This is a genomic window from Stackebrandtia sp., from assembly GCF_035643755.1.
GTDB lineage: Bacteria > Actinomycetota > Actinomycetes > Mycobacteriales > Micromonosporaceae > Stackebrandtia.
Genome location: NZ_DASQPW010000192.1, coordinates 1 through 18,830 on the forward strand (window position 1 = coordinate 1; position 18,830 = coordinate 18,830).

Genomic DNA, 18,830 nt, shown 5'->3' on the forward strand with positions numbered 1-18,830 from the left:
CGACGTTGCCCGCCAGGATGGCCCCGAGACCCCAGGTCGCGGGCCGCCGACGGATCGACGCTGCGAGCCGATCGACCATGCGCCCCAACGCTTCCCGCGCCCGCCGCGGCAGCACCCCGGCCAGTGCCCTGGCCGCGATGACGCCGTCGTCCAGCCAGTCCCCGTCGCCGCGCCCCTCGATCGGCAGCCGCCGCGTCGCCCGCGCCAGCGCCACCCCCGAGGTCGCGACCAGCGCGGCGACCACGCCGAGCGCCGCCACCAGCCACTTGGTGTCGGCGTTCCACAGGGTGTGATCGGCGCGGACGGCCGCCGCCGTCCCGTCGGTGGCCACGGTGACCCCCATCAACGCCACCAGCACCCACGCCGCCCGCACCAACTGCGCCACCCGATACACGGGCGACGGCCTTCGTCCGCCCCCCAACCACAGTCGTGCCACCACGGCGGCGGTGAGCACGGGCACCGCGAGCACCGTGAACGACACCACCATGTCGGGTGGGTCGTTCTGCCACGGGCTGCCGTGGCGAATCCACTTCACCTCGGTGGTGGCCCAGGCGAACACGGTGAACGCCACCGCCGTCCACACCGTCATCCACAGCGCCACCCGCGCGGACCCTCCGGGCATCGTTCGCATCTCGCTCATGTCTCGTCCCTTTCTCGTCGGGGCGTCCGATAGTACACGCCGCGTACTACACATCGCGTAGTATGATGGATGTCGACCCGAAGGGAGCAACATGCAGGCCAACGATTCCCAGGTGCTCGTCCTGTGCGTCCTCGCCGACGGCCCGCTCCACGGCTACGCCATCAACACCGCCATCGCCGACCTCACGGGAAACCGCCTCGGCCCCGGCAGCCTCTACGGGGCCCTGACCCGCCTGGAGGCCAAGGGCCTCATCGAATCCCTCGAGGGAGCCGACCGCCAACGCCCCGTCCGCCTCACCGCCGACGGCCGCGAGCTCCTCGAACGCGAGATGCGCTCCATGGCCAGGGTCGCCGCGGCGGGCCTGAAGTCCCTCGGCCTGGAGCCGTCATGAACCCCCTCGTCCGCCTCTACCCACCCTCCATTCGCGACGCCTGGGGCCGCGATCTCGACGCCGAGGCCCGCCACGCGGGCTGGCGCGCCATCCCCAACCTCGCCCTCGGCGCCGCCGACGCCTGGCTCCACCCCATGATCTGGCCCAGCCCCGACGCCCCCCGCCGCCGCACCCGCGCCGTCTCCCTCGCCATCACCGTCGCCCTGTGCGCGGCCCTCCTGGCCTACCTCGCCACCGAGTACGGCGACGCCCTGCCCGCCCGCTTCGCCCACTCCACCGCCAGCGACCTCCCCGCCCTCGGCGTCCTCATCGGACTGCTCCTCATGGCCCCCATGCCGCGTGTCCGCGCGCTCCCCGCCGCCCTGGCGAGGACGGCGCGCTTCCTGACGCTGCCGTTCCTCGGCGCGGCGGCCGTGGTCCTCATCGTCCACATCGCCCCCATCGCCGACGTCCCCGCCCCCGCCAAATCCACCGTCCTCATAGCCTGGTGGGCCGCCCTGCTGGGCGGCGCGATCCAAACCGCCCGCCTCGCCGCCCGCCTCGGCCCCACCGCCACCACCCCACCCGGACCCGCCCGCCTCGCGGCGGGAATGTGGACGGTCGCGGCCTCGGTGGCGCTGCTGGCCGCGATGGTCGTTGGCTTCGCGGCGGCGGGCGCCCACCCACTGGCCCTGGTCGCGGGCTGCGGCCTCGCCCTGTCCAGCCTCGCCTGCCTGGCGACGCTGCGGGACCTGCGGGAACTGGCCGGGGCCGGGCGGTAGGGGCCGCGAGGGCCCGCCGCACCAAGGCGGATGCCGCCAGGCGATCACGACCGCGGTCCTTCTCCCGTATTCGGGCCCATCAACCACACCAGCTCGGCGCGCTGCTGGAGACCCAGCTTGCGCAGGATGCTGCTGACGTGCACCTTGACGGTCTTCTCCGAAATGTACAGCCGCTGGGCGATCGCCGCGTTGGACGGCGAATCCTCGACAATGAGCTCGGCGACCTCGCGTTCGCGCGGCGTCAGGGTTTCGAGGCCCGCCTGTTGCGGCGACGGGGGAGTGCGCACCGCCATCATCGCCAGGTCGGCGCCCGCCGCACGGCATTGGTCCCACAGCCCGTCGAGTTCCTTTTCCAGCTGGGAGGTGTCCAGCGTCGCGGCGCGGGATCGCAACGCGCCCACCGCCTGTGCCAGGGCGTCCAGTCGGTCGGTCGCGGCGTGCAGCAGGTCGACGGGCGAATCCAGCCGACCGCTGTCGAGCTCGGGGAAGTGTCGGTAGAGCAGGCTTCGGGACGTCGACAGCGCTCCGTTGCTCAACGACAGGGCCAGGGCCAGGGACAGCCACTCCATCACCGACACGAACACGGAGTCGAACGCGTCCGACTCGAGCGACTGGGCGTTCACCAGGCCGATCACCGTGCGGCCGTCGGCGTCGAACATCGGCACCACCACGACATCCCGACTCGGTGTACCGTCGCCGAGCGGCACACCGCCGTGGAACAGCCGCCCGTCGTCGTCGGCGTAGCGGTACGGCTTGGCCGAGGCCCGAATCCACCGCGACATGCCGCCCTTACCGAAACGGGAGGTGTCGGGCCCGAGATCCTCGCCCCCGCTGAAGATGTACGGCATGATCAGCGTGTTGTCGCCCTGATAGAGCCCCACGTAGAACGTCTCGACGTCGGCGATCGCGGCCGCCGCCCGCCGCACCACGGCGCACATCTCGTGCACGTCGTCGGCCGCCACCTTCCGCAGCCGCCGATCGGCAAGGCGCAAGACACCCCTGACGGATTCGGGAAGTTCGATATCTATGGCGGTCCTCCGATGAATCGCGGCGCCTCACCATTGACACAGGTCGATGGCCGTCGCCATGCCGAGATAGTAGTACGAAGTCCTAGGACTGGCCGCCACCAGAATCCGACCCCGACCTATCGCCCCCGCCGATATGGCGCCATAAGGTTTCAGCCAGGACGCCACCACGTGACACCCACCATAGTGGCCATACCGCTCTCACGAGCGAGTTCCCGTCCCGTTCATTTCCCTCACCGCCCCGCGGTGGAGCGGGGCGGATTCCAAGTACCCCAAGCGATCTGTGTCGTGCGGTGCCGCGTCCCCAAAACACCGCACACCTACGAGAGGTACGAGAAATGCCGTCCCGACGCACCATCCTGACCTCGGCCGCCGCCGGCGCCGGCGTCATCGCCCTGGGGGCCGTTGGCGCCCAGGCACTGGCCCAATCAGCCGGCGGCGCGAGCCCGCGCCAGGTATACGTCGACCGCCATTCCGTCTACTCCAACATCATGGCGCTGCAGTACCTGCTGAACGCCTACGGCATCAAGGCAAAGGCGGACGGTTCATATGGTCCGCAGACCAAGACGGCGGTCGCCAGGTTTCAGTCCGCACACCATCTCTCCAAGGACGGCTCGGCGGGCCCCGCGACCATGAAGACCATGATCGGCGGCAAGAACGTCGCCGCTCACAATGGTTGGCCCAACAAGAACACGGTCAAGGCGATCCAGCAGCTGCTGTACAAGATCGGCTACCAGGTGAAGACCGACGGCTCCTTCGGCGCCGCCACCAACTCCTCGGTCCGCCACTTCCAGTCCAAGCACAAGCTCCCCATCACGGGCACCGTCGACTACGCGACCTGGACGTTCCTGTTCAACCCGCCCGCCGCCCCCGGCTCGGGGGTGCGCAAGGGCCCCGCGGTGCTGGTTTCCCAGGCGGGCACGGGATTGGCGTCGTGGGCCCACGACTGCGGCCCAGCCGCGTTCGTCGCCGTGGAACTGCGTCTGGGCCGCAAGCCCGGCCACTGGACCTCCGTCTCCCACCGCGGCGACGCCATCCACTACGCGCGACGCACGAATCTGCACATGTACAACGACTCCCAGGGGACCAGCCAGGTCAAGGGCGCGTCCGGAGTGACGGCCGGCTTCCATCGGGCGGGGGTGAGCCAGGCGAAGACGGGCGACTTCGCCGCCGCCACCAAGGCCCTGCGATCGGGCGGCGTCGCGATGCTCGGCGGCGACCTCAAGGTCGCGGCCGCCTGGAACGGCCGCGGCACCTCGTCGGTCTCCCACTGGATCGCGCTCCTCGACTACAAGTCGAGCAGTGGAAAGTACCTGGTCAGCGAGCCCAGCAGCTCCCACAACAAGCTGGTGTGGGTGAGCGGCAACCAGCTCACCTCCTTCGCCAGGTCCTGGGGCGCCTCGGTCTACATCGGGTAGGACCCCCGCGAACGCCAACCTGCCATTCGGCGGTGAAGCCCCCGCACGATTGGGGGCTTCACCGCTTTGGTGTCGTGACCACGCGGTTGAATACCCTGTGGAGACGCGAAGGGAGACGCGGAGATGGCGTACGACGAGGTGCTCGCCGATCGGATCGCCGAGCTCGTGGATGCCGAGCCCAGGAAGATGTTCGGCGGCATCGGGTTCATGGAGCGGGGCAACATGGCCGTCGGCGTGATCAAGGACGACCTGTTGGTGCGGGTGGGCAACGACGGCATGGACGACGCCCTGGCGCGGCCTGGCACTCGACCGTTCCAGATGGGCGGTCGGGTTTCCAAGGGCTGGGTGCTTGTGGACGGAGAGACGTTGGACGACGAGGTGCTCGACGGGTGGATCGACATCGGACGCAAGACCGCCGCCGCGCTGCCGCCCAAGTAGGGGAGCTGGGGAGCGTCGTTGCCGTGGTTTCGCGTCGGGACGCACAACCCGCGGTACAGCTCGTTCACGTGACCGTGCCGCTCTCCGGGGCGGAGAGCGGCACGGTCGACGGCGTTCGGGTCAGCTGATGCGGCGGACCCGTCGGATCGCCAGGGCGATCAGGAGCAGGGCGATCGCGATGAAGATGCCCGTCTCGATCGACTGGAAGGCCCAGAATCGGCCGCCGGGTTGGTATTGCATCCAGTTGTAGGCGCCCTTGCCGACGCCGCCGCACTTGGTGACCGTCGGCGGGCAGCCCACCTGGGCGTTGTCCTGCACGATCTTGCCCGCGGCGTCGCGAACCGCCTCGTGCACCCGGAAGTCGCCGTGCGCCGGGTTGAGTTCGGCGGCGCCGGGGCCCAGGACCGGGCGGGTGAGCACCTTGGGGGACATGTAGTGGGGGCGGGCGTAGAGGGCCGATGTCACGCGGGTGGCGATGAAGACCGCGATCGTGGCGCCCATGGCGGGCAGGGCCTTGTGCCAGATCGTTCCCGCGAGGACGCCGACCGCGACCGCGAACAGGGTGTATCCGATGGGGACGATGCCCTGCATGTCGAAGCTCAGGTAGGCGAAGCGGCTGATGCCGACCTGGCTGAGCGGGGTCATCGTCCAGGAGACGCCGAGTCCGTAGGCGATGGACAGCACGAGGGTGAAGGCGCCGACCAGGCCGAACTTGACGAGGGCCCAGCGGCCGCGGCTGACGCCCTGAGTCCATACCAGACGGTGGGTGCCCTCGTCGATCTCGCGGGAGACCAGGGGAGCGCCCCAGAACAGGCCGATCAGCATCGGGACGAAGAGCAGGAGCACCCCCACCATGTTGACGATGTTGTACTGGTTGGTGAACTGGGAGATCGCGTTGTTGCACTTGTCGGGGAAGTCGGAGGACAGGTAGGCGCCGTCGCCCATCAGCTTGACGCAGTGGGGGATTCCCAGGGCGGTGGAGGAGTGCCGCATCGCCAGCCCGATCGGGACGATCAGGGCGGCCAGCACCGCGAGTCCGATCAGGGTGAACAGTGCCTGTTGGCGGTGTTGTCTCCAGGTCAGCCAGATCATGCCGGGACCCCCCATGCGGTGTGGGTGCCGCGGATCTCGGTTTCGACGAGATGGGCGAGGATCAGGTCTTCGAGGGTGACGTCGTGGGTGGTCCAGGCGGGGTCGGTGATGGGGCCGTCGGTCTTCACCAGGAGCGTGGATTGCCGGTCGGTGTGGCTTTGGCGCACGATCTCCGTGACGCCGGGGATGGGGGCGCCGTCGTGGCGGGGGCCGACCAGCTGGCGGTAGTTGGCGCGCAGGTCGTCGACGTCTCCGGTGAGGCGGACCCGCCCCGAGTTGAGCACGATCATGTAGTCGCACACCCGCTCCAGGTCCCCGAGGAGGTGGGAGGACAGCAGCACGGTGGTGCCGGTGTCGGCGACGCTTCCCATCAGGGCCTGGAGGAATTCGCGGCGCGCCAAGGGATCGAGGCTGGCCACGGGTTCGTCCAGTAGCAGGAGGTCGGGGCGTTTCGCCAGGGCGAGCGCCAGCGCGACCTGGGCGCGCTGGCCGCCGGACAGCTTGCGGACGGCGCGGTCGGGCGGGATTCCCAGCTGCGCCAGGCGATTTCGGGCGACGTCGGAGTCCCAGTTGCCCCGGTTGAGCTTGGAGCCCATGGTGACCAGCTCGCTGGGGGTGAAGTCGCGATACAGCGGGGTGTCCTGCGCGACGAAACCGATGCGCGGCAATAGTTTGGTGTTGTCGTGCGGGCTCTCGCCGAACACCCGGACGCCGCCGGCGTCGGGACGCAACAGGCCGATGACGAGGTGCAGCAGGGTCGTCTTGCCCGCGCCGTTGGGTCCCACCAGCGCGGCGACCCGGCCGCTCGGCAGGCTCAGCGTGCAGTCCCGCAGGGCCCAGTTCTTCTTGTATCGCTTGCCAAGGCCGGAGGTGTCCAGCACAGATTCCATTGTGTACTCCTCAGCCGCTCACGCGGGTTTGGTTGGAGGGTTTTTCTTGCGGCAGGGTGGCGCGGAGGGTGGTGTCGACCAGGGCGACGATGTCCTCACTGGTCAGTCCGGCTTCCTGCGCGCGGCGGAGCCAGTCGACGAGATCGGTGCGCAGTTCGGCCTGATGGGACAGTGAGTCGCCCGCCAGCGAGCGCAGCACGAAGGTGCCCACGCCGGGGCGCCCCTCCACCAGGCCCTCGATCTCGAGTTCGCGGTATGCCTTCAGGACGGTGTTCGGGTTGATCGCCAGGGACTGCGCCACGTCGCGCATCCTGGGCAGCTGCTCGCCCGGCTCCAGCATGCCCACGCGCAGCGCCTGCTTCACCTGCTGCACCAGCTGCATGTAGGTGCTGACCTTGGAGCGGCCGTCCAATACGAACTCAATCACCCGAAAACCTTTCCTGCTGTCTTATGACAGTAAGACAATACGGCTCGCGGGCCACATCGTCAACCGAAACCCTCCGTTCCTCCGTGAAACCGCGATGAAACCGCCGTGATGCCGTCACCCCGCATCTTTGTGACGTCGCGGCGAGGTGCCGCGGCGGCGGCAGGCAAGGGCCGCCGGAGCCCAGGAACGGACGGACCATGAACAACTCACTCGCTCCCGCGATCGAGGTGAACGGGCTGCGCAAGTCGTACGGGGACCACACGGTTCTCGACGGCATCGACCTGCGCGTCGACCCGGGCACCGTGTTCGCGCTGCTCGGACCCAACGGCGCGGGCAAGACCACGACCGTGCAGATTCTGACCACGCTGATCTCGTCGGACGCGGGGCAGGTGCGCGTCGGCGGGCACGAGCTTTCCCGCGAGCCCGACGCGATCCGCGCCGGCATCGGCGTCACGGGGCAGTTCGCCGCCGTGGACAACCTGTTGACCGGCGAGGAGAACCTGCGCCTCATGGCCGACCTGCTGCACCTGCCGCACCGCGACGGGCGGCGGCGCGCGGCGGAACTGCTGGAGCGCTTCGACCTGGTGCGGGCGGGGAAGAAACCCGCCTCCGCCTACTCGGGCGGGATGCGGCGCAGGCTCGACATCGCCATGGGGCTGGTGGGCAGCCCGCGCATCATCTTCCTGGACGAGCCGACCACGGGGCTCGACCCGCGCAGCCGCCGCGGCATGTGGCAGATCGTCCGCGACCTGGTGGGCGGCGGGGTGACCGTGTTCCTGACGACCCAGTACCTCGAGGAGGCCGACCAGCTCGCCGGCTCCATCGCGCTGCTCGACCGCGGCGGGATCGTCGCCGAGGGAACCCCCGAGCAGCTGAAGCGCATGGTGCCCGGCGGGCACATCACCTTGAGGTTCAACGACATCGAGCCGCTGGAGGCCGCGGCCCGCCTGCTGGGCGAGCAGTCCCGCGACACCGACGAGTTCACCCTCCAGGTGGCCAGCGACGGCGGCGTGAAGTCGCTGCGCGTCCTGCTCGACAGGCTCGAGGAAGCCTCCATCGAGGTCGAAGAGCTGTCCATCCACACCCCCGATCTCGACGACGTGTTCCTGTCCCTGACGGGCCAACCCCAGAAAGCGTGAGTCCCATGAGTACCTCGAAATACGCCCTGCGCGACACCAGAACCATGTTGCGCCGCAACCTGAAACGCATCCTGCGCTACCCGTCGATGACGCTCATCGTCGTGGCGATCCCCGTGGTGTTCCTGCTGCTGTTCGTGTACGTCTTCGGCGGGACCGTCGGCGACGGGATCGGCGGCGTCGGCGGGCGCGCCGAGTACGTCAACTACGTGACGCCGGGGATCCTGCTGTTCGGCGTGGTGGGCGCGGCGACGTCGACCGCCGTGACCGTGGCGATGGACATGACCGAGGGGATCGTGGCGCGATTTCGCACCATGTCGATATTTCGACCCGCGATACTGACCAGCCACGTCGTGGCCAGCGTGGTGCAGCAGGTGGTGAGCTCGGCGCTGGTGCTGGGCGTGGCGCTGTTGATCGGATTCGACCCGAATGCCAACTTTGGACAGTGGATGGGCGCGATCGGGGTGTTCCTCCTGTTCGTGCTCGCGGTGACCTGGTTCGGCGTCGGCATCGGCCTGGCGTCGAAGTCGGTGGAGTCGGCCAGCAACGCGCCGATGCCGCTGATGCTGCTTCCCTTCCTGGGCAGCGGTTTCGTACCCACCGACAAGATGCCCGCCTGGCTGGGATGGTTCGCCGACAACCAGCCGTTCACCCCCGTGATCGAGACGATGCGCGGGCTGTTGATGGGCACCCACGTCGGCGGCGACGCGATCGCCGCGATCGCCTGGTGCGTGGGCATCAGCGTGGCGTGCTTCGTGTGGGCGCGCCGCAGGATCAATCGGGAGCCGGGTCACTGAGGGGCCGAGCGCCTGCGGCGCAGGGCCCCGGCGGCGAGATCGCGCAGCTTGTCGTGATCGGACGATGCGTACCGCGACACCGCGTCGCGGTACGCGTCGGCGTTCGCGGCCTCGGCGTCGCGGCGGGCCCGGGCCGAGGACATGGTGGGGTGGAACTGGCGGACGAAGCCCAGCCGATCGGCCAGCGCCACCAGGTCGACGCCGCGGGCCGTGAGGGACGCGTCGGCGTCGATCCTGCCGCGCTCGATGTCGGCCATGCCCAGCGCCAGAAGGACACCGCCGACCACGGGGAGCTCGGCGACGGTGGCGGCGGAGTAGATGTTCGGCGCGTCGAGGGCGCGCTGGAGCTTGACGGGAAGGTCGGCGACCAGATCGTCCACCGAGGACAGTCGGTGGTGGCGGGCGTGGGAGACCACGGTGGCCGAACGGGTCTCCAGCGTCCAGGGTTCCAGGCCGCGGAAGTCGGCCGGGAAGAGCTGCTCGCCCCGGGTGTGGGAGGCATCCCAGGAATCCGAGGCCAGGCGCCACAGGCGCAGGCCCGCGTCGATGTCGCCGCGCAGCAGCAGGACCTCGGCGTGCGTGCCGTACACAAAGGGGTGAAGGTCCGCGGGGTCGTTCATGCCCTCGGTGACCCGACGGACCCAGACGTCGGCGGCCTCGGCGTCGCCGCGTTGCAGGTGCGCCAGCACCATCGCCAGATTCATGCTGTCCACCTCGGACTGCGCCGAGGTGTCGCTGGACAGGCGCATCGCCGCCTCGATGTGGATCAGCGCCTCGTCGCCCTGCTCGTTGAGCAGGGACAGCTCGCCCAGCCGCGCGTGCGCCTGGTACAGCAGCCACGGATCCGAGCCCTCCGTGAGTGTCTCGCGGACGCGTCGCGCGGCGGCCATCGCGCGTTCGTCGTCGCCCGCGTGCTGCCAGTAGAAGCTCGCGCCGACGTTGGCGATGCTGGCCACCAGAGGCTCGGGGTGCTCGCACAGCGCGGCGAGCCTGTCGACGTCCATCATGGCCTCGGGCAGGGCGATGAGGACGTGGGAGATCGCGCCCACCAGCGTGTCGGTCGGCGGGGATGGCAGGCGGCGCAAGGTGACCAGACAGCGCAGGTCGCGCGGACCCTGCATCATGGAGCTCACCGCGCACATGGTCAGGGCGGTGCGGGCGACCGCGACGTCGTCGGGCTCGGGACGGTGGTGCGACAGCACCCAGGAGACCTCGGGGGTCAGGTCGGCCACGCGCGCGTAGTGGGCCTCGGTGAGCCACACCCCTCCCACCACGGCGAAGGTCGCCGCGAGGGTGCGGCCGTCGCGGGCGTCCAGGGCGATGCGCAGCACGCGAGCCAGGTTGTCCTGCTCGACGCGCAGGCCCCGCATCGCGGCGATGTCGAAGACCGAGTCGTTGGCGCGGTGGCCCAGGTCGCGGGCCCAGGCGCACAACGCGTCCACGGCGTCGGGGGTGTCGCCCGCGGCGTCGCGCTTGGCGGCGGCGAACTCTCGAACCGTTTCCAGCATGCGGAAGCGGGTTCCCGCGGCGGTCTCGGTGACCTTGAGCAGCGACTGATCGGCGAGGTTCTCCAGGATGTCGAGGGCGTCACCGTCGACCATGGACGCCGCGGCCCCGGCGGTGAAACCGTCCACAAAGATCGACAGCATCCGCATGGCGGCCTGGGCGTCGGCGTCCAGCAGGTTCCAGCTCCAGTCCACCACGGCCGACAGGGTGTGGTGGCGGCGCGGGGCGTCGCGCGGGCCGCCCCGCAGCAGCGCGAAGCGGTCGGCGAGGCGGCTCAGGATGTCGGGCACCGACATGACGCGGACACGGGCGGCGGCCAGCTCCACCGCGAGCGGGAGGCCGTCGAGGTGTTGGCACAGTTGGTAAACCGCGTCGGCGGGCAGCTCGGCGTCGGGACGCACCGCGCGTACCCGCTGCGTGAACAGGTCCACCGCGGTCGCCGTGCTCAACTCGGGCAGCGGGTAGACGGTCTCCGACGACAGGCCGAGCGGGGCGCGGCTGGTGGTGAGGACCTGAAGATTTGCCGACATCGATATCAGCCTGCCGACCAGGTCGGCGGCGCCGCCCAGGACGTGCTCGCAGTTGTCCAGCACCAACAGCGCGGGGTCGGACCCCAGTCCCTGCACAATGGACGCCAGGGCGTCGGTGGCGGCCAGGCGATGGCGCGGCGAGGGCCACGCGTCGGAGGCGCCCAGGGCGGAGACCACCTCGGACGTCACGGCCGCGTCGGTCTCGACGCCCGCCAGGGCGACGACCTGCACGACGCGGTGCGGGGCGCGGCGGGCCACGGCGTTGACCAGCCGCGTCTTGCCCAGCCCCCCGGGGCCCACAATGGACGTCACGCGGGAGGTGCGCAGCGCCTCGAGCACGGCGGTGATGTCGCCGTCGCGGCCCACCAGCGGGTTGGGTTCGTGCGCGATGCCCTGGCGCACCACGGGAGTCGACTCGCGCAGCAGCCACTGGTGCAGCTCCCGAAGGGCGGGTCCGGGGTCGGTGCCCAGATCGTCGCGCAGCCCGCGGCGGTAGGCGTCGTAGCGGGACAGGGCGGCGGCCCTGCCCGCGGTCTCGGCCTCGCAGCGCAGCAGCTCCGCCAGGAGCTCCTCGTCGCGCGGGTGCTGGGACACCAAGTCCGCCAAGGATTCCAGGGCCTCGTCGTATCGCCCCAGCCTTGCCAGCGCCAGCGCGCGGACGCGGCGCAGCGCCTGGTGGGCGTCCAGGCGGTCCATGCGCAACGCCACCAGCGGGTCGTCCACGGTGGCGGTCTCGTCCATGGCCCCGTCCCACAACTCCAGGCCCCGCTCGGCGGCCGACAACGCGGCGGTGTGGTCGCCGCCGCGGGCCAACCGACTCGCCTCCCCCGACAGCCGCTGGATCGCGCTGGCGTCCACCCGCTCGGCCTCGACGGTGAGCCGATAGCCGCTGGCGGTGCGGGCGATCAGATCGGCGCCCAGCTGCGATCGCGCCCGCGACACCAGAACCTGGAGCGCCTTGGTCGGGTTGGCGGGCCGATCCAGCGGCCACAGCCCCTCCACCAGCCGAGCGGCGCCGCAGCCCGCGCGCAGGTCGTCGGCCAGCAGCGCCAGCAGGGCGCGCAGCCGCTGCCCCGCGACCTCCTCGCCGCGATAGGCCACCCGAGGCAGCAGGGTCAGCTCGCATTCCACGCCAGTCACGGTACCCATGGGCGGGGTTGGGCCGTGTAGCGCTGGCAGGTGGAGGCCCGCGACGGGCTCCGCTTGACGGCTACCGATGCCCCGGTTCGACATACTGTCGGCATGCCCATGACGACCATCGAGGTGCCGATCGCCCTGCGTGACCAGTTGGTTCGGCGCGCGTGTCGCGACCGCGTCACGATCGCGGAGGAAATCGCGCGCTGTGTCGCCGCGGCCGAGGAACTGGAGTTCTGGCGGGAGGTGCGCAGAACCATGGTTGGTCCCGCCTCCAGATCGGAGCGCGGGTCTCTCGAAGTCGATCGCACCGCACGAGATGGACTCGAACCCGAAGACTGGAGCGACGTGCTGTGAGGCGTGGAGACGTTCACCTCTGCGACTTCGGCGATCCCGTCGGGCATGAGCCTGGTCTTCAACGCCCTGCCCTGCTCGTTTCGGAGGACGAGATGTCGCTGCGTGGCTTGCCGATCGTGTTGCCGCTGACCGGGAACTGTGGATACCCCATCCATCTGGAAGTCGACGGTGTGTTTGCGGTGACCAGTTACGTTCAATGTGAGCAGATCCGCGCCGTAGCGGATGAACGGATCGGCAGGCGCCCTGGCGCCGTCGATGAGATCGACATGATGCTCATCGAGGTCATTCCGCGCCGCGTCTGTGGAACGTCGTGACAGGACCTCGCGCTCTCTGCCAGCGGGCGGGCTGTGCTCCAAGGCGCTTGCTCACTGCTCTTCGCCCGCGGTGACGCCCATGTCGGCCGCGTATCGTGACAGCAGCCGACGCTCGGATTCGTTGCGGGTCAAGGCCGCGGCCCTGGCGAACTCCGCGCGCGCCTCGTCCTCGCGGCCCAGCCTGCGCAGCAGGTCGCCGCGGACACTGGGCAACAGGTGATAGTCGGCCATGCCGGGGGCGTCGGCCAGCGCGTCGACCAGCTCCAGGCCCGCGGCGGGTCCGTCCACCATCGACACCGCGACCGCGCGGTTCAACGCGACCACGGGGGAGGGCTCGGCGACCAGCAGGCGCGCGTACAGCGACGCGATCGTCGCCCAGTCGGTCTCCTCGTAGCGCACCGCCCTGGCGTGGCAGGCCGCGATCGCCGCCTGGAGCGCGTAGGGCCCCTCGCCCGCGCGCTTCAGGGATTCCATGCCGCGGTTGATGAGCAGACGATTCCACCTCGCACGGTCCTGGTCGGCCAGCAGGATCGGGCGGCCCCGGGCGTCGGCTCGGGTGGACAGCCGCGACGCCTGGAACTCCAGCAGCGCCGCCAAACCGTGCGCCTCGCCCTCGCCGGGCATCAGGGCCGACAGCACCCGCGCCAGCCGCAGCGCGTCCTCGCACAGGCCGGGGCGGACCAGGTCCGCGCCCGAGGTCGCCGAGTGCCCCTCGTTGAAGATCAGATAGATGACCTCCAGCACCGAGGCGAGGCGGGCGCGGCGGTCGTCGCCGTACGGGACCTCGAACGGCACCGACGCCGCGGCGAGCCCGCGCTTGGCCCGCACGATGCGCTGCGCGATCGTCGGCTCCGACACCAGGAAGGCGCGCGCGATCTCGTCGGTGCTCAACCCGCCCAGCAGCCGCAGCGTCAACGCGGTGCGCGCGGGCGTGGACAGGACGGGGTGGCAGGCGGTGAAGATCAGCCGCAGCAGGTCGTCGTCGATGTCGTCGGGATCGTCGGGCTCGGGCGGCGGCACGTCCTGTGCCACCCGCCCCACCTCGGCGAGCTTGCGGGCGTAGGTTTCCTTGCGCCGCACCAGATCCACGGCGCGCCGCTTCGCGAACGTCGTCAGCCAGGCGCCGGGGTTGTCGGGGACGCCGTCGGCGGGCCAGCGCTCCAGCGCCGCCACCAGCGCGTCCTGCGCCAGTTCCTCGGCGATACCGACGTCGCGCACCACGCGGGCCGCCGCGGCGATGATGCGCGCCCGTTCGATGCGAAACACCGTTTCCACGGTGTGCGTGGTGCTGATTGCCGTCACAAAGATCAATAAAAGCAGCAGGTCGCGAGGGCGGCAACCAGCGGGCGTATCCGTCAGCCTTTCGTCATCTCGCGGACCTCGGCGACCACGTTCGCGTTCCTGGGTTGAGTGGCGAGAAAGCGCCGCGTCCACTCCACGGCCTCGGCCTGGTCCTCGCACTGGGTGATGGCGTAGCCGCCCACGACCTCCTTGGCCTCGGTGAACGGCCCGTCCGTGACGGTGATCTCCCCACCGGAAAACGCCAGGCGGGTGGACTCCGCGCTGGGCGCCAGCCCGCCGTTCTCGAGCATCACCCCGGCCTTGGTGACCTCCTTGTACAGCGCCCCCATGCGCTTACGCGCCTCGGGTTCGTCGAAGTCTCGCGGGCGTTGTTTCTCGTCGAAGCTGATCAGGGTCAGGTAGCGCGGCATGACGGCTCCTTGGGTGTGTGTCGAGGACCTTCCCCGACTCTCACCCATACGTCGAACGGGGCGCGCGGGAATCGACAACCGCCGCGAAATTTCCTCGCCTGATACTTGGCTCCCGCCGCGGCGGCCATTCAACCCGCCGCCGACGGGAGCACATCGGCGCGGGCTCAGCCCTCGACGATCTCGCGCACCTCGATGGTGAGGTCCTCGTGCTGTCCCTGGATCTCCGCGAAGCGCTTGGTCCACTCGACGGCCTCCTCCAGGTTCTTGCACTGCATGAGGGAGTAGCCGCCCACGACCTCCTTGGCCTCGGTGAACGGCCCGTCGACGGTCTGCGGCTTTCCGTCCTTCCACGCCATGCGGATCGCCTGGCCCGACGGGGCGAGGGCGGCGGTGTCCAGCATGACGCCCGCCTTGGTGATCTCCTCGTACAGCGCGCCCATGCGCTGCTGGAGTTCGGGGCTGGGATCGGAGGTGGGACGGTTGTTCTCGTCTCCGCGGACGATTCCGAGGTAACGCGGCATGGTGACTCCTTGGGTGTGTGTCGAGGACCTTCCCCGACTCTCACCCATGCGTCGAACGGGGCGCGCGGGAATCGACAAGCGCCGCGAAATTTCTTCGACTAATGCGTCGATGCCGCGAGGGACGGGGCCGCGGCGGTGAGGAAGTGGGCGTCGGTGCTCCAGCCCAGCGAGGTGTAGAGCCGCTCGCCTTCGGGGACGGCGACCAGCAGGCCCGTGGTGGCGCCGCGTCGCCGGGCGGCGCGGCCCAGCGCGGACATCACGACGCTGCCCAGGCCGCGCCTGCGGTGGGCGGGCTCGGTGGCGATGGCGTGGGCGACCGCGTCGGTGCCGTGCAGGCCCATGAGCCCGCGCGCGGCGGGGGAGCCGTCGCGGTGGGTGACGGTGGCGGCCAGGACGCCGTCGGTCTCGGTGATGGCGACGCCGTAGCCGTCGGGGGCCTCGCGGACGGGGTGGTCGTCCAGCGGGATCGTCATCAGGAAGTCATGGGTGCCAATGGTTTCCAGCCGCGCCGCGGCGAACCGGGCGCGGGCGGACTCGGGGTCGTGGGTGACGACGCTCAGCCAGGTGGGGCGCGGCGCCCGCGCTGCCCGTGCGGCCATCGCGGGCACGGCCGCGGCGTCGAAGGCGACGAATTCCTGGTAGCGGCCGGGCAGGTCCAGGGTGACCAGCAGGCCGCCGTCCACCTCGGTGGCGGGGGCCAGGCCTCGCGCCAGTCCCCAGCCGTGCTGCCAGCATCGCGTCAGATTCGAAAGGCTCATGCCCGTCATCGTAACCGTCTAAATGTCATTTAACAGTGACGTGCAACGCGGGTCACAGCTCCCGTACGAACTCCAGGCGCCGCGCGAAGTTCTCGTATCCCGCGCGCTCGAAACCCTTGGCCATGGCCACATTCGACGCGTCGCAGTCGCCGCGGATCTCCTCGGCATCGGCTCCCACCAGCACCTCGGTGCACCGGGACGCCGCCGCGGTGGCGTACCCCTTGCCGCGATGCTTCGGCGACACCCCGACGAAGCAGACCACCGCCACCGTGGGATTGCGTCCCGCCAGGGAGATCGCGGCGGGTTCGTCGCCGTCGAAGCCGATCTCGAACCACTGGGGACGGTGCTCGAACTCCAGGCATTCCGCCCAGAAGATCTCGGCGGCGCAGCGCAGCCCGTGCTCCTTGACGTCCGCCTGCAGCAGCGAGTCGCGGGTGTCGTCGAGGATGTTCTCCAGCAGATCGACGAAGGGGTCGTGCCCGAGCTCCTCCAGCGACTTCCACGTCAGCCCCGCGTCGGGGCTCACCACCGCGTCCCCCGCTCGCCACCGGTACCGCAGGCCGTCGCGCGCCACGTCGAAACCGCTGGCGCGCAACAATTCCTCGCGCTCCTTGGCGTGATCCTGGAACTGCGGCGGCTGGGTCGGGGAGTCGAGCACGTGGCCCTGGCGGCTCGCGCCCGCCTCGGCGGCGGCCTTGGCCGCGGCGTCCAGCAGCGCCCGCCCGGTGGCCAACCCGTCGGAGTCCCACGGCGCGTCCCACAGCACGAAGTCGCTGGGCACCTCGGCGTCGGGCATCGACCACAGCACCACGCTGCCGGAGACCTCCCCGTCGTCCTCGGCGACAAAACACCACTCCGGGCGCGTACAACCCTTGTCTAGCAACGTGTCTAGATACGCTGCCGCCTCGTCGTTTCCACGGGTCAGTTTCGCGGGAATCTCGTCGGATCGTGCGAGGCGAACGGTCGACATCGGTCTCCTTGGTGCGATGATCAATCCCTCGTGGCGGGAAATTTCACTGGACGGACATGAATCATATGCATGCGCCGATCGCTTTTTCGAGCGTCACGCTCGTCGACGGTGGCGACGCCCTCCGCGCCGCGGGCGCGGCGAAAGGCGCCGAACCGTCTGATATCAGCCGACTTCCGCCTGTAACCGGCCATACGGGCGATTGACTGTGACGCGACTCTCCTACAGGGTGTCATCTACCTGACAGTTTGAGTGCTCGGAGACCTGAGTGTCCGATTTGTACAGTCCGCCCATGGCCATCACCTTCATCGTCTACCTGCTGGCATTGATCGTGCTGGGCATCTGGATGACCCCGCAAAATCGCGGCCTCAAGGACTTCGCCCTCGGCGGCCGCTCCCTCACCCCGCCGACGGCGGGTGTCTCGGCGGGCGCGGCCGACATGTCGGGCTGGGTGTTCCTCGGTCTGCCCGGGGCCGTGTACGCCTCGGGGCTGAGCGCCACCTGGATCGTCATCGGGCTGGCGCTGGGTACGTACGGGAACTGGCGGCTCATCGCCCCGCGCCTTCGGGTCTACACCGAGCGGGCGGGCGACTCGGTGACCCTGCCCAGCTACTTCGAGGAGCGCTTCGCCGACCCCACCCACATGCTGCGCCTGATATCGGCGGCGGTGACCCTGGTGTTCTTCACCGTGTACGTCTCCAGCGGACTCATCGCGGGCGGCCTGCTGTTCCAGGGCGTCTTCGGCCTCAACCCCGCGGTGTCGGCGGGCGTGGCGGTGCTCGTCATCGGCGTGTACACCGCCTTCGGCGGCTTCAAGGCCGTCAGCCGCGCGCACCTGCTGCACGGCTCGGTCATGGTGATCGTGCTGGGAATCGTCGGGGCCAGCGCGTTCCTGGTGGTCGGCGGGCCGTCCCGCCTGTCCAGCGGGCTGTACGGGACGTCCCCGGCGCTGCTCAACATGGTCGAGGGCGCCAGCTTCTCGCACGGCAGGTGGCACGCCGCCGCGCCGCTCGGCGTCATCGCCGTGCTGTCCGGGCTGGCCTGGGGGCTCGGCTATCCGGGGCAGCCGCACATCCTGGCCCGCTTCATGGCGATCCGCGGCACCAGCGACATCAAGCAGGCCCGGCGCGTCGGCATGGCCTGGGTGCTCGTCGTCCTGGCGGGCGCCACCATGATCGGGCTCAGCGGCATCGTCCTGCTCGACCATCCCGTCGACAACCCCGAGACCGTCTACATAGCCATCGCCAACTTCCTCGGCAACCCGTGGGTGGCGGCGATCCTGCTCACCGCCGTGCTCGCGGCCATCATGTCCACCGCGGACAGTCAGCTCCTGGTGTCCGCCAACACCCTGGCCGAGGACTTCTACCACGCGTTCCTGCACCGCAGGGCCAGCGACCGCGCGCGGCTGATCTCGGGGCGCGTCACCGTGGTGCTGGTGGCGGCGATCGCCTACGTCCTGGCGCTCAGCGGCGGATCGGTGCTGGACATCGTCTCCTACGCGTGGGCGGGATTCGGCGCCTCCTTCGGGCCCGTGATCCTGCTGTCGCTGTTTTGGCCCCGCATGACGTGGGTCGGCGCGCTGGCGGGCATCGTCGCGGGCTCGGCCGTCGTCCTACTGTGGAGCCACATCAACCCGCTGCTCGGGCCGCTGCGGTCCGACATCTACGAGATGATTCCCGCCTGGATCGTCGCCACCGCGGCGATTCTCGTCTTCGGTCGCATCGGACGGCTGCCGCAACAGGAGTGGCGCGGGCCCACCGGCGAGCCCCCGTTCGAGCTCGAGCAGGTCGACCTGCCGCGCCACGCGCCCGCCAGGTCCGCGTTCTACGACCCGCAGCCCATGCCCGCGCCGATCGCGAATCCCGCCCCGGCGCCGAGTCCCGAGCCCAGGACCGCGCCCCAGCCCTCGCCCCTGCCGCGCCGTCCGCAGACCCCGCCGCGACAGCAGACGCCCTGGCAGTCCCCGCCGCCGCAGCCCTCCCCGCCCGGGCAATGGCCGTCGCCGCCGCAGCCGCG

Annotated in this window: 20 protein-coding genes; 9 read left to right on the forward strand and 11 right to left on the reverse strand. The window is 70.2% G+C overall.

The window, feature by feature from the left end; all coding sequences use genetic code 11:
• Positions 1–640, reverse strand: a 640-nt coding sequence (locus VE172_RS14590) for a hypothetical protein (RefSeq protein WP_324802650.1), incomplete at its 3' end; no start/stop codon positions are given.
• A gap of 91 nt (positions 641–731) precedes the next feature.
• On the opposite strand from VE172_RS14590, the gene VE172_RS14595 reads away from it, so the two are divergent.
• Together VE172_RS14595 and VE172_RS14600 are read left to right on the forward strand one after the other, a co-directional pair.
• Positions 732–1,031 (forward strand): PadR family transcriptional regulator, encoded by a 300-nt coding sequence (locus VE172_RS14595; protein WP_324802651.1) that lies wholly within the window; start codon positions 732–734, stop codon positions 1,029–1,031.
• Positions 1,028–1,792 carry a hypothetical protein gene (locus tag VE172_RS14600; RefSeq protein WP_324802652.1) on the forward strand — a complete coding sequence of 255 codons (765 nt, stop codon included), beginning with the start codon at positions 1,028–1,030 and terminating at the stop codon, positions 1,790–1,792. The genes VE172_RS14595 and VE172_RS14600 overlap by 4 nt, the downstream gene beginning before the upstream one ends.
• A 44-nt stretch (positions 1,793–1,836) precedes the next feature.
• Here the strand turns inward: VE172_RS14600 and VE172_RS14605 are convergent, their stop codons facing one another.
• Positions 1,837–2,784 carry a helix-turn-helix transcriptional regulator gene (locus VE172_RS14605; RefSeq protein WP_324802653.1) on the reverse strand — a complete coding sequence of 316 codons (948 nt, stop codon included), beginning with the start codon at positions 2,782–2,784 and terminating at the stop codon, positions 1,837–1,839.
• A 371-nt stretch (positions 2,785–3,155) separates the two neighbouring features.
• On the opposite strand from VE172_RS14605, the gene VE172_RS14610 reads away from it, so the two are divergent.
• Both VE172_RS14610 and VE172_RS14615 read left to right on the forward strand, forming a co-directional pair.
• Positions 3,156–4,235, forward strand: coding sequence for a peptidoglycan-binding domain-containing protein (locus VE172_RS14610; protein ID WP_324802654.1), 1,080 nt, complete (start codon positions 3,156–3,158; stop codon positions 4,233–4,235).
• Between the two features lie 123 nt (positions 4,236–4,358).
• Positions 4,359–4,673, forward strand: coding sequence for a TfoX/Sxy family protein (locus tag VE172_RS14615; RefSeq protein WP_324802655.1), 315 nt, complete (start codon positions 4,359–4,361; stop codon positions 4,671–4,673).
• Between the two features lie 120 nt (positions 4,674–4,793).
• Here VE172_RS14615 and VE172_RS14620 read toward each other — a convergent pair whose 3' ends face one another.
• The 3 genes from VE172_RS14620 to VE172_RS14630 are packed head-to-tail and all read right to left on the reverse strand — an operon-like array spanning position 4,794 to position 7,082.
• Positions 4,794–5,765: an ABC transporter permease gene (locus tag VE172_RS14620; RefSeq protein WP_324802656.1), complete on the reverse strand. Its 972-nt coding sequence runs from the start codon at positions 5,763–5,765 to the stop codon at positions 4,794–4,796.
• A complete protein-coding gene (locus tag VE172_RS14625) occupies positions 5,762–6,655 on the reverse strand; it encodes an ABC transporter ATP-binding protein (protein WP_324802657.1) in 894 nt (297 codons plus the stop codon). Before VE172_RS14625 ends, VE172_RS14620 begins: the two co-directional genes overlap by 4 nt.
• A gap of 10 nt (positions 6,656–6,665) precedes the next feature.
• On the reverse strand, positions 6,666–7,082 hold the full coding sequence (locus VE172_RS14630; protein WP_324802658.1) for a GntR family transcriptional regulator: 417 nt from the start codon (positions 7,080–7,082) through the stop codon (positions 6,666–6,668).
• Positions 7,083–7,279: 197 nt separating this feature from the next.
• On the opposite strand from VE172_RS14630, the gene VE172_RS14635 reads away from it, so the two are divergent.
• Complete coding sequence (locus tag VE172_RS14635) at positions 7,280–8,221, forward strand: ATP-binding cassette domain-containing protein (RefSeq protein ID WP_324802659.1); 942 nt, start codon at positions 7,280–7,282, stop codon at positions 8,219–8,221.
• Positions 8,222–8,226: 5 nt separating this feature from the next.
• A complete protein-coding gene (locus tag VE172_RS14640; RefSeq protein ID WP_324802660.1) occupies positions 8,227–9,015 on the forward strand; it encodes an ABC transporter permease in 789 nt (262 codons plus the stop codon).
• Here the strand turns inward: VE172_RS14640 and VE172_RS14645 are convergent.
• Positions 9,009–12,182, reverse strand: coding sequence for an ATP-binding protein (locus VE172_RS14645; protein ID WP_324802661.1), 3,174 nt, complete (start codon positions 12,180–12,182; stop codon positions 9,009–9,011). The genes VE172_RS14640 and VE172_RS14645 overlap by 7 nt on opposite strands.
• 117 nt (positions 12,183–12,299) lie before the next feature.
• Here VE172_RS14645 and VE172_RS14650 point away from each other — a divergent pair, with 117 nt between their 5' ends.
• Both VE172_RS14650 and VE172_RS14655 read left to right on the forward strand, forming a co-directional pair.
• Positions 12,300–12,542, forward strand: coding sequence for a hypothetical protein (locus tag VE172_RS14650; RefSeq protein WP_324802662.1), 243 nt, complete (start codon positions 12,300–12,302; stop codon positions 12,540–12,542).
• On the forward strand, positions 12,539–12,856 hold the full coding sequence (locus tag VE172_RS14655) for a type II toxin-antitoxin system PemK/MazF family toxin (protein ID WP_324802663.1): 318 nt from the start codon (positions 12,539–12,541) through the stop codon (positions 12,854–12,856). Before VE172_RS14650 ends, VE172_RS14655 begins: the two co-directional genes overlap by 4 nt.
• A gap of 51 nt (positions 12,857–12,907) precedes the next feature.
• Here VE172_RS14655 and VE172_RS14660 read toward each other — a convergent pair whose 3' ends face one another.
• The 5 genes from VE172_RS14660 to VE172_RS14680 form a co-directional block, all read right to left on the reverse strand.
• Positions 12,908–14,122, reverse strand: coding sequence for an RNA polymerase sigma factor (locus VE172_RS14660; RefSeq protein WP_324802664.1), 1,215 nt, complete (start codon positions 14,120–14,122; stop codon positions 12,908–12,910).
• 89 nt (positions 14,123–14,211) lie between these two features.
• Complete coding sequence (locus VE172_RS14665; protein ID WP_324802665.1) at positions 14,212–14,568, reverse strand: YciI family protein; 357 nt, start codon at positions 14,566–14,568, stop codon at positions 14,212–14,214.
• A gap of 164 nt (positions 14,569–14,732) precedes the next feature.
• A complete protein-coding gene (locus tag VE172_RS14670; RefSeq protein ID WP_324802666.1) occupies positions 14,733–15,089 on the reverse strand; it encodes a YciI family protein in 357 nt (118 codons plus the stop codon).
• A 98-nt stretch (positions 15,090–15,187) separates the two neighbouring features.
• Positions 15,188–15,847 (reverse strand): GNAT family N-acetyltransferase, encoded by a 660-nt coding sequence (locus VE172_RS14675; RefSeq protein WP_324802667.1) that lies wholly within the window; start codon positions 15,845–15,847, stop codon positions 15,188–15,190.
• Positions 15,848–15,899: 52 nt separating this feature from the next.
• Positions 15,900–16,817 (reverse strand): GNAT family N-acetyltransferase, encoded by a 918-nt coding sequence (locus tag VE172_RS14680; protein WP_324802668.1) that lies wholly within the window; start codon positions 16,815–16,817, stop codon positions 15,900–15,902.
• 289 nt (positions 16,818–17,106) lie between these two features.
• On the opposite strand from VE172_RS14680, the gene putP reads away from it, so the two are divergent.
• A partial coding sequence (putP, locus tag VE172_RS14685) for a sodium/proline symporter PutP (protein ID WP_324802669.1) occupies positions 17,107–18,830 on the forward strand: 1,724 nt, incomplete at its 3' end.

Bases quoted from the DNA above. Each gene is read 5' to 3' on its own strand.
- VE172_RS14595 (WP_324802651.1), top strand. From the start codon at position 732: ATGCAGGCCAACGATTCCCAGGTGCTCGTCCTGTGCGTCCTCGCCGAC.
- VE172_RS14600 (WP_324802652.1), top strand. From the start codon at position 1,028: ATGAACCCCCTCGTCCGCCTCTACCCACCCTCCATTCGCGACGCCTGG.
- VE172_RS14610 (WP_324802654.1), top strand. From the start codon at position 3,156: ATGCCGTCCCGACGCACCATCCTGACCTCGGCCGCCGCCGGCGCCGGC.
- VE172_RS14615 (WP_324802655.1), top strand. From the start codon at position 4,359: ATGGCGTACGACGAGGTGCTCGCCGATCGGATCGCCGAGCTCGTGGAT.
- VE172_RS14620 (WP_324802656.1), bottom strand. From the start codon at position 5,765: ATGATCTGGCTGACCTGGAGACAACACCGCCAACAGGCACTGTTCACC.
- VE172_RS14625 (WP_324802657.1), bottom strand. From the start codon at position 6,655: ATGGAATCTGTGCTGGACACCTCCGGCCTTGGCAAGCGATACAAGAAG.
- VE172_RS14635 (WP_324802659.1), top strand. From the start codon at position 7,280: ATGAACAACTCACTCGCTCCCGCGATCGAGGTGAACGGGCTGCGCAAG.
- VE172_RS14640 (WP_324802660.1), top strand. From the start codon at position 8,227: ATGAGTACCTCGAAATACGCCCTGCGCGACACCAGAACCATGTTGCGC.
- VE172_RS14650 (WP_324802662.1), top strand. From the start codon at position 12,300: ATGACGACCATCGAGGTGCCGATCGCCCTGCGTGACCAGTTGGTTCGG.
- VE172_RS14665 (WP_324802665.1), bottom strand. From the start codon at position 14,568: ATGCCGCGCTACCTGACCCTGATCAGCTTCGACGAGAAACAACGCCCG.
- VE172_RS14670 (WP_324802666.1), bottom strand. From the start codon at position 15,089: ATGCCGCGTTACCTCGGAATCGTCCGCGGAGACGAGAACAACCGTCCC.
- VE172_RS14675 (WP_324802667.1), bottom strand. From the start codon at position 15,847: ATGAGCCTTTCGAATCTGACGCGATGCTGGCAGCACGGCTGGGGACTG.
- VE172_RS14680 (WP_324802668.1), bottom strand. From the start codon at position 16,817: ATGTCGACCGTTCGCCTCGCACGATCCGACGAGATTCCCGCGAAACTG.